Raw genomic sequence first — 14,850 nt, 5'->3', positions numbered from 1 at the left:
ATTTGCGCAGTAACATTTTCACGTCTTGGCCAGGCCTGTCCCGATCATCCCAATCCTTAAAGCGCGGTGCTGCAAACCATCGGGATCAGCGGCATAAAGCCGGTGATGACGTGCAGCATGATAGACTAGGCGCAGCCTCATCCTGGAACGACAATGGCCGGGACGAGCCCAGCCATTATGACATTGATGCGAAACCTTTTAAGCCCAGGCGCGCTCGCCGAGCTTCTTCTCGAAGCTGTCGATAGCGGGGGCTTTTTCCATGGTCAGGCCGATGCCGTCGAGGCCGTTGAGCATGCAGTGCTTCTTGAAGGCGTCGATGTCGAACTTGATCGAACCGCCGTCAGGGCCTCGGATTTCCTGGGCTTCGAGATCGACGGTCAGCGTGGCGTTGGCGCCGCGGCTGGCATCGTCGAAGAGCTTTTCCAGATCTTCCGGGCTCACCTTGATCGGCAGAATGCCGTTCTGGAAGCAGTTGTTATAGAAAATGTCCGCGAAGCTCGTGGAAATCACGCAGCGGATGCCGAAATCGAGCAGCGCCCAAGGTGCATGCTCACGCGACGAGCCACAGCCGAAATTGTCGCCCGCCACCAGGATCTGGGCATTGCGATAGGCCGGCTGGTTGAGCACGAAATCCGGGTTCTCCGTTCCGTCCTCGCGGTAGCGCATTTCCGAGAAGAGACCCGTGCCGAGCCCCGTGCGCTTGATGGTCTTCAGGTACTGCTTGGGGATGATCATATCGGTGTCGATATTGATGATCCGCAGCGGCGCCGCGACGCTTTCGAGCACAGTGAACTTGTCCATGGTCTTGTCCTATCCTCAAGACGGCAACGGGCCGCCTTGGTTGCGTCATATCAAAGGCTTCGCGACAGGACTAGGGCCATGATGGTCGCGCCCGCATAAGATTTTTGCGCGAAGCCAGCTCTTTGCGCAATCTTATGAGAATTATGCAGCCGCCGCCTCGATGGCTTCCATGTCCTCGTCCGAGAGGCCGAAATGGTGGCCGATCTCGTGCACCAGAACGTGGGTGACGAGACTGCCCAGGCTCTCCTCGTGCTCGGCCCAGTAATCGAGGATCGGGCGGCGGTAGAGCCAGACCATGTTGGGGAACTGCCCGGTCTGCATCATGCCGCCACCTTGCGCGAGGCCGATGCCGCGAAAGAGGCCGAGCAGGTCGAAGGGCGTTTCGCATTCCATTTCGGTCATGGTTTCGTCGTCGGGAAAATCCACGACGCGGATCACTACGCCTTCGCAGAGCTGCCGGAATGCGTGCGGCAGCCGCTCATAGGCCTCGTGTGCGAGAATCTCGAAATCCGCCAGCGACGGTGCTTGAAGATTGGCCCAATCGGTCATGTTTCAGAGGATCCTAAGCTGGAGCAGAAGCCACAAGCCGAGAACCACCACGCCCACCAGCGACAGCCCGCGCCCGATGCGCCGCCCCCATAGTTCGATAGGGTCCGTACCGCCCCCTTCAGAGGCGCCCTCGGCATCACGAGCGGAAAAATGATCCTGCGCCCGCTGGCTCATGCGGGCGAGCGCCGACGAGCCGGCGGTTTCGGAATCCCGGCTGACCCGCTCCAGGGCCTCGCGCGCCTCGCGCTGGCGTTCTTCCTCGTTCATGGCTCCCTCCGGCGTCCCTTAAATCTTGCTCAACCATAATCCCGGTCGCGCGTTCAACAAACGGAACACCTTCCGGCCTTTGCCGTTAACACCCCCGAAGAGGCAACCCTTTGTGAGGCAACATGCGTAAGATTCTTGGAGTTCTGGCTGTAGCCGGACTGACGGCTCTCGGCGCCGGCGCTGCGTCGGCCCAAGGCGTCGATGTTCGAATTGGCCCCGGCGGCGTGAGTGTAGGCGAGAGCCGCCCCGCTTATCGCGAGCGCGTCATCGAGCGCCGCTATGAACGCCCCGCCCGCACCCGCACAGTCTGCCGGACGGAGTATCGTGAGCGCGTTCGTGGCAACGGCGTCCTGGTTCGCCGCCCGGTTGAAGTGTGCCGTCAGGTCGTGGCAGGCGGTCGTCGCTACGTGGACTAATCACGCACATATCTAAAATCAAAAAGGTGGCGGTTGGGATCAACCGCCACCTTTTTGTTTGGTCTGAAAATCAGATCAGCCAAAGGTCCGAATGTCCACGAACCGGCCCGCAATCGCCGCCGCTGCCGCCATGGCGGGGGAGACGAGGTGGGTGCGGCCCTTGAAGCCCTGGCGGCCCTCGAAATTGCGGTTCGAGGTGGAGGCGCAGCGCTCGCCGGGGGCGAGACGGTCCGCGTTCATGGCCAAGCACATGGAGCAGCCGGGTTCGCGCCAGTCGAAGCCGGCGGCCCTGAAGATCTTGTCGAGGCCTTCAGCCTCGGCCTGCATCTTCACGATGCCTGAGCCGGGCACGATCATGGCGTTGACGGCCTCGTGCACGTGCTTGCCCTCGACCACCTTGGCAACGGCGCGCAGATCCTCGATGCGGCCATTGGTGCAGGAGCCGATGAAGACGCGGTCGAGCGTGATGTCGGTGATCTTCTGGCCGGGCTTCAGGCCCATATATTCGAGCGCGCGCCACTTGGAGAGGCGCTTGTTCTCTTCCGGAATCTCGTCCGGATTCGGCACCGCGCCCGCCACCGAGATCACATCCTCAGGGCTCGTGCCCCAGGTCACGATGGGTGGCAGGTTGGCGGCGTCGAGACGCACTTCGGTGTCGAAGAACGCGCCCTGCTCTGTGCGTAGCGTATCCCAATAGCGCAGGGCCGCTTCCCAGGCCTCGCCCTTCGGCGCCTTGGGGCGGTCCTTCAGGTAAGCATAGGTCTTCTCGTCGGGAGCTACCATGCCCGCGCGGGCGCCGCCCTCGATCGACATGTTGCAGACCGTCATGCGGCCTTCCATGGAGAGCGCGCGGATCGCCTCGCCGGCATACTCGATCACGTGGCCGGTGCCGCCGGCGGTGCCGATCTCGCCGATGATGGCGAGCGTGATGTCCTTCGCGGTGACGCCGGCAGGCAGCTGCCCGTCCACGGTCACGCGCATGTTCTTGGCCTTCTTCTGGATCAGCGTCTGCGTAGCGAGCACGTGCTCCACTTCCGACGTGCCGATGCCGTGGGCCAGCGCGCCGAAGGCGCCATGGGTCGAGGTGTGGCTGTCGCCGCACACGATGGTCATGCCGGGCAGCGTGAAGCCCTGCTCGGGCCCCACCACGTGCACGATGCCCTGGCGGCTATCGAGTTCGTTGTAGTATTCGACGCCGAATTCCTTGGCGTTTTCGGCCAAAGTCGCCACCTGGAGCGCGGATTCAGGGTCCGCGATGCCTTCCGAGCGGTCGGAGGTCGGCACGTTGTGATCCACCACGGCCAGGGTCTTGCCCGGCTGGCGCACCTTGCGGCCCGTCATGCGCAGGCCCTCGAAGGCCTGGGGGCTGGTGACCTCGTGGACGAGGTGGCGGTCGATATAGAGAAGGCACGTCCCGTCAGCCTGCTGATCGACGACGTGGTCGTCCCAGATCTTGTCATAGAGCGTGCGCGGGTTAGCCATTTTTCTCTTCCATCGATAGTCAAGGAATGTCGTGTTTAGCGTCTTCAGCCTTCGGGGAAAAGGTGTCCCAAAGGCGCAGCGCTTTGAAAGTATCGCATAGCTGAAAGAGCAAAACGCGCAATTAAATTTTTCTGCGCTGAGGATCGGATCCAAAAGTGGATTTGCACTCTTGGGATTAATCCGATGCCCATTTTCTCAACCAGCGCATCGCCTTAGCGGAAAACCGGACCCACTTATTCCGGACGATGCGACGATCAGCGAAGCTTATGCCCATAAACAAAAAGCGCGGCTTTCGACCGCGCTTTTCGAAAAATCCAAGAACTGGAAACGAGACTTACTCGGCAGCGGCCGGGGTCTTGTTCTTGTCCTGGCGGTCGGCGCGCTCGGCGATACGGGCCGACTTACCGCGACGGTCGCGCAGGTAGTACAGCTTGGCGCGACGGACGGCGCCACGGCGCACGACCTTGATGGACTCGACGTTCGGCGAATAGACCGGGAACACACGCTCCACGCCTTCACCGTAGGAAATCTTGCGAACCGTGAAGCTCTCCTGGATGCCGCCGCCGGAACGGGCGATGCAGACGCCTTCATAGGCCTGCACGCGGGAGCGCTCGCCTTCCTTCACCTTCACGTTGACGATGAGGGTATCGCCGGGCTGGAAATCGGGAATGGTCTTGCCGAGCTTGGCAATCTGCTCTTGCTCGATCTGCTGAATGAGGTTCATGTCTTACTCCTGCCGTTGCAAGGTCTTGGTTGCCCAAGCCCGCTGGATTTCGGCGTCCTGTTTTAAGTTAAGGCCGCGCCTATACAGGAGTTTTGAGGGGTTGTCGAGCGTATTGGAGAGGGTCCTTTCCTCTCGATACGGGCAGGATACCCATCAAAGGCCGAGATCGTCGAAATTGTCCCGTATCTCGTCCTCGACACTCTCGATATAGCCGGAATCGCGCCGCGCGAAATCGCCTGACTGAAGGCAGGCTTTCATATAAGCCACCACCGTCCAGCTCTGCCCGCTATGCTCCACGACAGGGAGCGCCTGGAGGGACTGGCTCTCCAGATAGGCAATGGTGGGCTCGGGGCCGGCTCCCGCCAGAAGCTCCACGTCAAGGCTCGAAAAACAATCGAAATTGCTCGTCTTGGCGCACCAGATGAGCGGCACATCGTCAAGCGCGCCGTTCTTGTAGAGCAAAAAGGCGAGGGCTTTCAGGGCGACAGGCGTGCCCCAGCTTCCCTGTGCCTCGGCAATCTCCTCTGCAAGGAGGGCTCTGGCTTGCGCCAGATTGAGTTCGGCCTCACCATCGAAAGCCTTCTTGATGAGAAGGAGCTTGTCGTCATTCATTTCAGCAAATCCGGCCGTCTCTCCCGCGTGATCCGCTCGGATTCCTCACGCCGCCAGCGCTCGATATGAGCGTGGTTGCCGTTGAGCAGAACCTCGGGAATGGTGCGACCCTCCCATTCGCGGGGCCGCGTGTAATGCGGGTATTCGAGGCGGTTCGTCTCGAAGCTCTCCTCGGTGCCGGAGGCCTCCTTGCCCATGACGCCGGGGAGCAGGCGCACGCATGAATCGAGCACGATCATCGCCGCCATCTCGCCGCCGGAGAGCACGTAATCTCCGATGGAAACCTCTTGCAAACCGCGCGCCTCGATGACGCGCTCGTCCACGCCCTCGAAGCGTCCGCAGACGATGACGACACCGGGGCCAGCCGCGAGCTCGCGCACGTAACTTTGAGTGAGCGGCTTGCCGCGCGGGCTCATGAGCAGTTTCGGACGGGGATCTTCAGCAGGCAAAGCATCATCGATAGCGGCAGCCAGCACGTCGCAGCGGATCACCATGCCGGGGCCGCCGCCTGCCGGCGTATCGTCCACGGTGCGGTGGCGGCCGAGGCCGTGATCGCGGATGTTTCGGGCTTCCAACGACCACACGCCGCGCGATAACGCATCGCCCGAAAGCGACATGCCGAGCGGTCCTGGAAACATATCGGGATAAAGCGTGAGGATGGTGGCGGAGAAGCTCACGCGCAATCCTCGCCGGGTTCGGGTTTGCCGATCTCGAAGAAATCGTCCGGCAGCGCTGCGATCACGCGCTTGCCTGCGATGTCGACCGTCGGAACAAAGGCCCTGGTGAATGGCAGAAGCGCCGTTGGCCCTTTGAGCGCGGGCGCGATTTCAAGAAGATCGCCGCCGCCGTAATTGGGAACAGCGACAATGGTGCCGATGATCTCGCCGGCTTCGTTCAGCACGGAAAGACCGATCAGATCCGCCAGAAGAAACTCGTCTTCCTCGTCGGGCGGCGGAAGCTTGTCGCGGTCCATGTAAAGCTGCACACGGTTGAGAGCCTCGGAGGCCTCGCGCGTGGTCACCCCATCGACAATGGCGATCAGCATATCGGGCGCGCCGCCGGGAGCAGTGCGCGCAGTTTTAAGAGAATAGGTTTTGCCGTTCGATGCGATCAGCGGCTTGTAATCGGCAATCGCCTGTGGATCGCCGGTATGCGATTTCAGCCGCACCTCGCCCTTGAGGCCATGGGCGCGACCGAACTCGCCCACGAGGACGAGGTTGTCTTTGAACCACCTTTTATCCTCCTCTCGGATATCGGGTGTTCCCGATACCCGTTTATCCTGACGCAAATCGGAAACATCCGACTTGCGTGAGGGAGGATCGGACCGCAGGTCCGGGGTAGGATGGGAGCGCGACCTTGCAGAACGGGGTGTTTCCACCCCACTCCGCCGCTGCTCACGCAGCGTCGACCCTCCCCCTCTAGGGGAGGATGGGTTGCGCCCCCTTGTCATGGTGCTTACGCAGCCTCGCCTTCGCCAGCCGGAGCAGCGGCGGCAGCAGCCTTCGCGTCAGCGCGCTCCTGGGCCTTCTTGCCCGGGACGGCCTTCTGCGGGTTGCTGCGAGCCGTACGCTTCAGGAGGCCAGCGGCATCGAGGAAGCGCAGGACGCGGTCGGTCGGCTGGGCGCCCTTGGCGAGCCAAGCCTGGATCTTCTCGATATCGAGATTCACGCGACCGGCATCATCCTTCGGCTTCATCGGGTCGTAGGTGCCGACCTTCTCGATGAAACGGCCGTCGCGCGGGGAGCGCGAATCGGCAACGACGATGCGGTAGTAGGGACGCTTCTTCGCACCACCACGGGTGAGACGGATCTTCAGGGACATGGGGAACTCCTTTTAGTGTCCTGTGATCAAACCTTGTGCCGTTTCAGATCAACCCGAAACGACGAAACCTATTTCTTCTTCCCGAATGGGAAACCGCCGACGCCCGGAAGACCGGGAATCTTCGCACCGAGACCCGGCAGGCCCGGACCACCAAGCCCCTTCGGCATGGGAGGCAAAGCGCCGCCCGCACCGCCGGGGAAATCGGGGAGCTTGCCGCCCATCTGCTTCTGCATCGCCTCGATCTGCTCCGGCGTCGGCTGGGGCATTCCGCCACCGCCGATGCCGAACATCTTGCCGAGCGCGCCGGCCATGCCCTTGCCCTTGCCGCCGCCCATCATCTTCATGACGTCGGCCATTTGGCGGTGCATCTTCAGGAGCTTGTTGATGTCCTCGACCTTCGCGCCGGAGCCCGCCGCGATGCGCTTCTTACGCGAGGCTTTCAGGATGTCCGGATTGCGGCGTTCACCAGGCGTCATGGAATCGATGATGGCGCGCTGGCGCTTGATGACCCGGTCGTCGAGATTGGCGTTCTCAAGCTGCGACTTCATCTTGGCGACGCCGGGCATCATGCTCATCAGGCCGCCGAGACCACCGAGCTTTTCCATCTGGGAGAGCTGATCGCGCAGGTCTTCCAGATCGAACTTGCCCTTGCGCATCTTCTCGGCCATGCGCTGGGCCTGCGCGGCGTCGAAATTCTCAGCCGCCTTCTCCACGAGGGAGACGATATCGCCCATGCCGAGGATGCGGTTGGCGACGCGCGAGGGGTGGAACTCCTCCAGCGCATCGACCTTTTCGCCCGTACCGATGAGCTTGATCGGCTTGCCGGTGACGGCGCGCATGGAAAGCGAGGCACCACCGCGCGCATCGCCATCCATACGGGTCAGCACGATACCGGTGACGCCGAGGCGCTCATCGAAAGCGCGCGCGGTGTTGACCGCGTCCTGGCCGGTGAGCGCATCGGCGACGAGCAGAACCTCGTGCGGGTTGGTGGCGGCGCGCACGTCGGCGGCCTCCACCATGAGAGCCTCATCGACCGTCACGCGGCCCGCCGTGTCGAGCATCACCACGTCGTAGCCGCCGAGACGCGCGGCCTCCATGGCGCGCCGCGCGATCTGCACGGCCGTCTGGCCCGCTACGATGGGCAGCGTGTCCACGCCCACCTGCTTGCCGAGAATAGCGAGCTGCTCCATCGCTGCCGGACGGCGCGTATCGAGCGAAGCCATGAGAACCTTGCGGTTCTCGCGGTCGGTGAGGCGCTTGGCGATCTTGGCGGTGGTGGTCGTCTTACCCGAACCCTGCAAGCCCACCATCAGGATGCCGACGGGCGGAACCGCGTTAAGGCTGATCACCTCCGCGTTCGAGCCCAGCATTTCCACGAGCTGGTCGTGGACGATCTTCACCACCTGCTGGCCGGGAGAAACCGATTTCACGACCTCGGCGCCGACGGCGCGGGCGCGCACCTTGTCCGTGAACGAACGCACGACCTCGAGCGCAACGTCGGCTTCGAGCAGCGCGCGGCGGACTTCGCGCAGGGCCGCGTTCACATCCTCTTCCGTCAGCGCGCCACGGCGCGTGAGGGAATTCAGGATGTTGGAAAGTTTATCGGAAAGGCCTTCGAACATGATCACTCAATTCCTTTTGCAATGAGTGGTACATCGCGATCCGCGATGGCCTTTTCAAACTGATTGACGGCCGCCTCGAACTTGTCGCGGCATCCGGGATTGCAGAAGCCGACCACTTCGCCGCGATAGAGGGTGAGCGAATCCGCCGCGATCGGCTTTCCCGACCACGGGCAGGTCTCGTTGACCGCATCCTCTATGCGCAATGTGTCTTTCGACATCCGTTCATCCTGTTTCGTCACGGCCACGCTGACGCGGCCCCGACGGCGCAGAGAAAGCCAAATGAAAGCGCGCCCGAGGGCGCATCGCGCTGTCGGACGTTGACCTCCAGCCTCTCGGGCTGGGCGGCGGCTTATAAGGGCTCGCTCTACAGATTTGAGGGCAGGCGATAGAGGAAAGGGGGGATGGAGTCAAGGAAAAGGCGGAAAAGGGAGAGTCTCGAAGAGCTTGGCCGCGCATCTTCTCGGCCTGTGTTGAACAACCTTAGCGTTACCCTCCTACGTCATCACAGGCCCTGTGCAGGTGATCCCGATGGCTTGAGGTGTCGCGCTCTTCCGATCGGGATGGCCGGGACAACAGGCCCGGCCATGACATGCAGGCATTTCTCACCGCTCGCGCCACCTTCTAAGATCCAAACTAAATCCCGCTTGCAAAACCGGCCCGCAATGAGGACGATCTCCTCCATTCCTCGCTCCCCGACCCGGATGATCCATGACAGAGAAAAGGGCCCCGATCCTCAACCGCGCCGATTGGGCCTCTCACCCCACGCTGTGGAAGGGCCGGGTCGAAGGGCATCAATTCGGCACCGGTGTCACGGTGCTATTTTATGCCACGGAGGAAGTCGGCGTCGGGCCGAAATGGCATGTTCATCCCTATGACGAGATCTTCATTGTTCGCCAGGGGCGGGCGCTTTTCACGGTCGGCAGCGAAAAGTTCGAATGCGAGGCGGGGCAGGTCGTCTTCGGGCCGGCCGGGGTGCCGCATAAGTTCAAGAATCTTGGCCCTGGCACGCTTGAGACCACCGATATCCACGTCAGCGACCGCTGGATTCAGACGGACCTGCCCGATCCTGAACTTGGCTGAAGCGGAAGAGGTAAGTCGTGCGACTTCCACCTAACGAATCCGTGAGGAGCGGCCGCGTTACCATAAGATTAACCAAATTGCCTGCAAGGTCGCAGGCATGAAACGCATCATTGTTCCCGCGCTCCTCAGTCTTCTTGCTATCGCGGCGGCCGCATCGGCTTCCGCTCAAGGCGATTTCCGCTCGTGCCTTTCGAGCCTGCGCAGTCAGGCTGCCGCCAAGGGCATTTCGGGCCAAGCTTTCGATGTCGCGACGCGCGGCGTCGAGCCGGATCTGACGATCCTCGACCTCATGAATAACCAACCGGAGTTCAAGACGGCGATCTGGGACTACCTGTCGGCTCTAGTGGACGAGGAGCGGGTGCAGGACGGCCGGACCGCCACGCGCCAATGGGGTCAGGCGCTTGCCGCAGCAGAAGCCCGCTTCGGCGTCGACCGCCATGCGATTGCGGGCGTGTGGGGCGTCGAGTCCAATTTCGGCAAGGATATCGGCGGGCGCTCCCTGGTGCAGTCGCTCACGACGCTCGTCTGCTACGCCCCGCGTCGCAACGAATACTTCAAGGGCGAGCTCATGGCGACGCTCAAGATCGTGCAGGACGGGGATATCAACCCGGCGAACCTTCGCGGCTCCTGGGCTGGCGCCTTCGGCCATACCCAGTTCATGCCCTCCACCTTCCAGCGCCTTGCGGTCGATGGTGACGGCGACGGACGCCGGGACATCATGGCGTCCGTGCCGGATGCGCTTCATTCCACCGCCAACTTCCTGAAGAAGGCCGGCTGGGTGAATGGCCTTCCCTGGGGCTACGAAGTGCGCCTGCCTTCGAACTTCAGCGCGGGTCTTGCCGGACGCAAGAACAAGAAGCCGCTCGCCTCCTGGGCCGCCATGGGCGTGACCCGGGTCGACGGGCGTCCGCTTCAGGGCAATTACGCCGCCGGCATCATCATTCCGGCGGGCATCAACGGCCCGGCCTTCATCGTCACGAAGAACTTCGATGCGGTCTATTCCTACAACGCCGCCGAATCCTATGGCCTTGCCATCGCGCTGCTCGGCGACCGCCTGAAAGGCCAGCCCGGCATTCAAACCGCATGGCCGACGGACGATCCGCCCCTGTCCCGCGCCCAGCGCCGCGAGCTGCAGCAGCTGCTCACCGCCCGCGGCTACGATGTGGGCGAGCCGGATGGCCGCATCGGGTCCAAGACCCGCGAAGCCATCAAGGACGTGGAGCGCCGCATCGGCCTCGAACCGCGCGGCCGCCCCGGCGGCAAGGTGCTGGAAGCCCTGCGCGGATAATCCGTCATGACCTGGAGCACGCTTCTTCTCTTCGTCCCGGCGTGCTTTGCCCTGAACCTGGCGTTCGGGCCCAACAACCTGCTTTCCCTCACGTATGGATTGCAGGACGGGGTCCGGACCGCCGTGTTGGCTTCAAGCGGGCGGCTGGTGGCGTTCGCCGTCATGATTGCGCTCACGGCACTCGGCGTCGGCGCCGTGCTTGCCGCTTCCGAGATGGCCTTCACAGTTCTCAAATGGGCGGGCGCCGCCTATCTCGTCTTTCTCGGCATCAAGATCCTCCGCTCTGGCGGCGCTGCGACGCCCTCGGCTGAGGCCGCGCCCCGGCGGCCCTTGAAGGCGCTCGTGTTGCAGGAATTCTGGACCGCCATCGGCAACCCGAAGGCCATTCTCATCTTCACGGCCTTCTTCCCGCAATTCATCGAGCCCGGTTCGTACTGGTCGAGTTTTGCGACCATGGGCGCGGTGTTTCTCGTGCTCGAAGTGGTGGCCGTGTTCTTCTATGCGCAGGTCGGCCAGCACCTGAATCGCCTCAGCCGCAACCGGCCCGTCTTCGGCTGGCTCAACCGGATATCGGGCGGCACCATGATCGGCTTCGGGATTGCGCTGCTGCTGACGCGCCGCCCCGCCTGAGATCATCCTCATTGCCGCTGAAGGAAAAGGTTGCAGCAAGCCCGGGTTTGGGAGTGTAGTGCGGCCATGTTGATTGCGCTCTTCACCGATATCCATGGCAACCGCGAGGCCTTTTCGGCCTGCCTCGATCATGCGCGCCTCCTCGGCGTCGACCGCTTCATTCTTCTCGGCGATTACGTGGGCTATGGCGCCGATCCCGCCTGGGTGGTCGATACGGTGGGCTCTCTCGTGAACGAGGGCGCCGTCGCGCTGCTCGGCAACCACGATGCGGCCATCGACGGTTCGGATGCGAACATGAACCCGATCGCGCAGGAAGCGATCCGCTGGACGCGCGGGCAGCTCGGCCTGGGGCAGCGCAATTTTCTGGCAAACCTTCCCCTCATCCATGAGGAGGGGAGCGTTCTCTACACCCACGCCAACGGCTACGCGCCGAGGGATTGGGATTACATTTCGGGCTTGGGCGAGGCGGTGCGCCATTTCAATCTGGTCGATGCGCACATCACCTTCTGCGGCCATGTGCATGTGCCCATGCTCTATCACATGAGCACCACCGCGAAGGTCGGCACCTTCACGCCCGTGATCAACAGCGAGATCCCGCTGCTTGCGACCCGCACATGGCTTGCGGTGATCGGGGCGGTGGGCCAGCCGCGCGATGGCGTTCCGGCTGCGAATTACGCGGTCTTCGACGATGCGCGCCAGCAACTGCGTTACCTGCGTGTGCCCTACGACACGGCAAAAGCCGCGCGAAAAGTGCGTGAGGCGGGCCTGCCCGAAAAACTCGCGCTGCGTCTGGAGCAGGGACACTAGATGCGTCTTCGCCTTTCTCCCGGCATGGTAATCGACGGTTTTGTACTCCAGGAGCATCTGGCGACCGGCGGCATGGCGCAGATCTGGGCGGTGAGCCGCGAAGATGACGCGACATCGCTTGTGATGAAATTCCCCATGCTCATCGACAGCGACGATCCGCTGCCCATCGTCTGTTTCGAGACCGAGCAGATGATTATGCCGCGCCTCACCGGCCCGCATGTGCCGCGCTTCATCGCGACAGGGCCGCTGGAGCCGCAGGCCTATCTCGTCATGGAGCGCATTCCCGGCGCATCGCTGAAAGCGCGGCTTGAGGACGTGCCGCTGCCCTGGCCAGAAGTGGTCGCCATCGGTGCGAAGGTGGCGCATGCGCTGCACGACCTGCATCGCCAGCACGTCATCCATCTCGACGTGAAGCCGAGCAACATCATGTTCCGCGAGACCGGCGAGGCGGTGCTCATCGATTACGGCTTCGCGCGCCATGAGCAATTGCCGGATCTTTTAGCCGAGGAATTCCGCGAGCCCTTCGGCACCACGCCCTACATGGCGCCCGAGCAGGTGCTGGAGGATCGGTGCGATCCACGCAGCGATCTCTTCGCGCTCGGCGTGATGCTGTATTTCTTCGTCACCGGCGAGCGGCCCTTCGGCACGCCCAAAGGCGGCCAGATCCGCCGCCGTCTCTGGCAGCGGCCGGTGCCGCCACGGGCGAAGAACCCGGATTGCCCGCCCTGGCTGCAGGAGGTCATTCTGCGCTGCCTGGAGGTGAACCCGGAAGATCGTTACGCTACGGCGGCCCAGCTGGCGCTCGATCTCGAACATCCCGATCAGGTTGTGCTGACGGAGCGGGCCGAGCGCCTGGAGCGCAGCGGAGGCATAGAAACCTTTCGGCGCTGGCTCAAGGCGCGCAAAGCCCAGCCGCTGGAGAACCCGAACATCGCGGGCCAGCTCGCCCGTGCGCCGATCCTCCTCGTCGCCATCGATCTCTCGCCCGGAGCCGAGGATCTGGCGGAGGCGATCAAGGCCATGGTCCAGCGTATTCTGGCATTGGAGAGCGGCGCCCGCGTCGCCTGCCTCAACGTTCTGAAAACCTCGCGCATCGCCATCGATGTCCTGGAGGACGAGGAGGGAAGGAGCCTGCATGTGCAGCGGCTGATCCACCTCCGCCACTGGGGCGCGAGCCTCGATATCCCGGCCGAGCGCATCACCTACAGCGTGCTCGAAGCCCCGGACCCGGCGGCGGCCCTCGTCGATTATGCCCGCCACAACAACGTGGACCACATCGTCATCGGCGCCCGCGCCTCCTCGGCGCTCAGGCGCTATCTCGGCAGCGTGTCGTCCCAGGTGGTGGCGCAGGCGCCTTGCTCGGTCACGGTGGTCAGGACCTCGAAAGACCGGCGGTCGGGGGAGGAGTAAGGGTGTTCGCCTAGAGCATTTGGACCCAAAAGTGGATTTGCACTTTTGGGAACCATCCGATGCTCAAGTTTAAGCTGGCGCATCGTTCGACCGAAAAACCGGGTCCACTTTTTCGCACGATGCACCAGGCCAACGCGACAAACGCTTGCCAAGCGGCGCATTCGGCTTTTTAAGAGCCGTGGATTTTTCATCACCGCACGACAAGGGTCCTTCTCATGGCAACGCACAAGCTTCTCCTTCTCCCCGGCGACGGCATCGGTCCGGAGGTCATGCGTGAGGTCGAGAAGATTGTCGGCTGGTTCCGCAAGCGCGGCGTCGGCTTCGAGACCGAGACGGACCTCGTCGGCGGCTCGGCCTATGATGCCCACGGCAAGGCCATCTCTGAAGCAGCCATGGGCCGCGCTCAGGCGGCCGATGCGGTGCTCTTCGGCGCTGTCGGCGGCGCGAAGTGGGACAGCGTGCCTTACGCGGTGCGCCCGGAAGCCGGCCTGCTGCGCCTGCGCAAGGATCTCGGCCTCTTCGCCAATCTGCGCCCGGCGATCTGCTATCCGGCGCTCGCCGATGCCTCCTCGCTCAAGCGCGAGGTGGTGGAAGGCCTCGACATCATGATCGTGCGCGAGCTCACCGGCGGCGTCTATTTCGGCGAGCCGAAGGAGATCGTGACCCTGGAGGACGGCTCGCAGCGCGCTGTCGATACGCAGGTTTATCACACGCATGAAGTCGAGCGTATCGCCCGCGTCGCCTTCGACCTCGCCAAGAAGCGCCGCAACAAGGTCTCGTCGGCCGAGAAATTCAACGTGATGAAGACCGGCGTGTTCTGGCGCCAGGTCGTGACCCGCATCCACAACGCGGAGTTCTCCGATGTGGAGCTGGAGCACGTGCTTGCCGACAACTGCGCCATGCAGCTCGTGCGCTACCCGAAGCAGTTCGACGTGATCGTCACCGATAACCTGTTCGGCGACATTCTCTCCGACATCGCCGCCATGCTCACCGGCTCGCTCGGCATGCTGCCCTCCGCCTCGCTCGGTGCGGAAGATCCCGCCACCGGCAAGCGCAAGGCGCTCTACGAGCCCGTGCACGGCTCCGCGCCCGACATCGCCGGCAAGGGCCTTGCGAACCCCATTGCCATGATCGGCTCCTTCGGCATGGCCCTGCGCTATTCCTTCGGCCTCCTCGACGAGGCGGATCGCCTGGACAAGGCCATCGCCAACGTGCTCGCCTCCGGCACGCGCACCAAGGACATCGCGGCCCCCGGCGCGAACGCCGTCGGCACGCAGGATGTGGGCGACGCGATCGTCAAGGAGCTCGAGGCTCAGTCGTAAGATTTCCATTCGACCATCA

Annotated in this window: 18 protein-coding genes; 7 read left to right on the top strand and 11 right to left on the bottom strand. The window is 63.1% G+C overall.

Annotation, left to right across the window (positions count from 1 at the left end; translation table 11 throughout):
• Positions 1 to 198: 198 nt before the first annotated feature.
• The 3 genes from leuD to ACXJKO_RS00715 form a co-directional block, all read right to left on the bottom strand.
• On the bottom strand, positions 199 to 801 hold the full coding sequence (leuD, locus tag ACXJKO_RS00725) for a 3-isopropylmalate dehydratase small subunit (RefSeq protein ID WP_457089147.1): 603 nt from the start codon (positions 799 to 801) through the stop codon (positions 199 to 201).
• Between the two features lie 141 nt (positions 802 to 942).
• On the bottom strand, positions 943 to 1,350 hold the full coding sequence (locus tag ACXJKO_RS00720; protein ID WP_457089146.1) for a metallopeptidase family protein: 408 nt from the start codon (positions 1,348 to 1,350) through the stop codon (positions 943 to 945).
• A gap of 3 nt (positions 1,351 to 1,353) precedes the next feature.
• Positions 1,354 to 1,617, bottom strand: coding sequence for a hypothetical protein (locus ACXJKO_RS00715; protein WP_457089145.1), 264 nt, complete (start codon positions 1,615 to 1,617; stop codon positions 1,354 to 1,356).
• A gap of 122 nt (positions 1,618 to 1,739) precedes the next feature.
• On the opposite strand from ACXJKO_RS00715, the gene ACXJKO_RS00710 reads away from it, so the two are divergent.
• Positions 1,740 to 2,033 carry a hypothetical protein gene (locus ACXJKO_RS00710; protein WP_457089144.1) on the top strand — a complete coding sequence of 98 codons (294 nt, stop codon included), beginning with the start codon at positions 1,740 to 1,742 and terminating at the stop codon, positions 2,031 to 2,033.
• 75 nt (positions 2,034 to 2,108) lie between these two features.
• Here the strand turns inward: ACXJKO_RS00710 and leuC are convergent, their stop codons facing one another.
• From leuC to ACXJKO_RS00670, 8 genes are all read right to left on the bottom strand, one after another.
• Complete coding sequence (gene leuC / locus ACXJKO_RS00705; protein ID WP_457089143.1) at positions 2,109 to 3,515, bottom strand: 3-isopropylmalate dehydratase large subunit; 1,407 nt, start codon at positions 3,513 to 3,515, stop codon at positions 2,109 to 2,111.
• A 334-nt stretch (positions 3,516 to 3,849) separates the two neighbouring features.
• Positions 3,850 to 4,239, bottom strand: a complete 390-nt coding sequence (gene rplS, locus ACXJKO_RS00700) for a 50S ribosomal protein L19 (protein WP_457089142.1) — start codon at positions 4,237 to 4,239, stop codon at positions 3,850 to 3,852.
• Positions 4,240 to 4,392: 153 nt separating this feature from the next.
• Positions 4,393 to 4,851, bottom strand: a complete 459-nt coding sequence (locus ACXJKO_RS00695) for a hypothetical protein (protein ID WP_457089141.1) — start codon at positions 4,849 to 4,851, stop codon at positions 4,393 to 4,395.
• Entirely contained in the window at positions 4,848 to 5,528 is a 681-nt protein-coding gene (gene trmD / locus ACXJKO_RS00690) for a tRNA (guanosine(37)-N1)-methyltransferase TrmD (RefSeq protein ID WP_457089140.1), read from the bottom strand. Before trmD ends, ACXJKO_RS00695 begins: the two co-directional genes overlap by 4 nt.
• Positions 5,525 to 6,103: a ribosome maturation factor RimM gene (gene rimM, locus ACXJKO_RS00685; protein WP_457089193.1), complete on the bottom strand. Its 579-nt coding sequence runs from the start codon at positions 6,101 to 6,103 to the stop codon at positions 5,525 to 5,527. The genes trmD and rimM overlap by 4 nt, the downstream gene beginning before the upstream one ends.
• Before the next feature lie 203 nt (positions 6,104 to 6,306).
• Positions 6,307 to 6,672 (bottom strand): 30S ribosomal protein S16, encoded by a 366-nt coding sequence (gene rpsP / locus ACXJKO_RS00680; protein ID WP_457089139.1) that lies wholly within the window; start codon positions 6,670 to 6,672, stop codon positions 6,307 to 6,309.
• 68 nt (positions 6,673 to 6,740) lie between these two features.
• Complete coding sequence (gene ffh, locus ACXJKO_RS00675; RefSeq protein ID WP_457089138.1) at positions 6,741 to 8,294, bottom strand: signal recognition particle protein; 1,554 nt, start codon at positions 8,292 to 8,294, stop codon at positions 6,741 to 6,743.
• A gap of 2 nt (positions 8,295 to 8,296) precedes the next feature.
• Complete coding sequence (locus ACXJKO_RS00670; RefSeq protein ID WP_457089192.1) at positions 8,297 to 8,512, bottom strand: glutathione S-transferase; 216 nt, start codon at positions 8,510 to 8,512, stop codon at positions 8,297 to 8,299.
• 490 nt (positions 8,513 to 9,002) lie between these two features.
• On the opposite strand from ACXJKO_RS00670, the gene ACXJKO_RS00665 reads away from it, so the two are divergent.
• From ACXJKO_RS00665 to leuB, 6 genes are all read left to right on the top strand, one after another.
• A complete protein-coding gene (locus ACXJKO_RS00665; RefSeq protein WP_457089137.1) occupies positions 9,003 to 9,374 on the top strand; it encodes a cupin domain-containing protein in 372 nt (123 codons plus the stop codon).
• A gap of 97 nt (positions 9,375 to 9,471) precedes the next feature.
• The gene (locus tag ACXJKO_RS00660) at positions 9,472 to 10,662 is read left to right on the top strand and encodes a lytic murein transglycosylase (RefSeq protein WP_457089136.1); all 1,191 of its coding nucleotides are present in this window, start codon (positions 9,472 to 9,474) and stop codon (positions 10,660 to 10,662) included.
• Positions 10,663 to 10,668: 6 nt separating this feature from the next.
• On the top strand, positions 10,669 to 11,292 hold the full coding sequence (locus ACXJKO_RS00655) for a LysE family translocator (protein WP_457089135.1): 624 nt from the start codon (positions 10,669 to 10,671) through the stop codon (positions 11,290 to 11,292).
• Between the two features lie 66 nt (positions 11,293 to 11,358).
• Positions 11,359 to 12,099: a metallophosphoesterase family protein gene (locus tag ACXJKO_RS00650; RefSeq protein WP_457089134.1), complete on the top strand. Its 741-nt coding sequence runs from the start codon at positions 11,359 to 11,361 to the stop codon at positions 12,097 to 12,099.
• Positions 12,100 to 13,509 carry a serine/threonine protein kinase gene (locus ACXJKO_RS00645; protein WP_457089133.1) on the top strand — a complete coding sequence of 470 codons (1,410 nt, stop codon included), beginning with the start codon at positions 12,100 to 12,102 and terminating at the stop codon, positions 13,507 to 13,509.
• Positions 13,510 to 13,724: 215 nt separating this feature from the next.
• Positions 13,725 to 14,831, top strand: a complete 1,107-nt coding sequence (gene leuB, locus ACXJKO_RS00640; RefSeq protein ID WP_457089132.1) for a 3-isopropylmalate dehydrogenase — start codon at positions 13,725 to 13,727, stop codon at positions 14,829 to 14,831.
• Positions 14,832 to 14,850 lie beyond the last annotated feature (19 nt).

The organism is Microvirga sp. P5_D2 (assembly GCF_054049475.1).
This window is presented reverse-complemented; position numbering and strand designations above follow the sequence as displayed.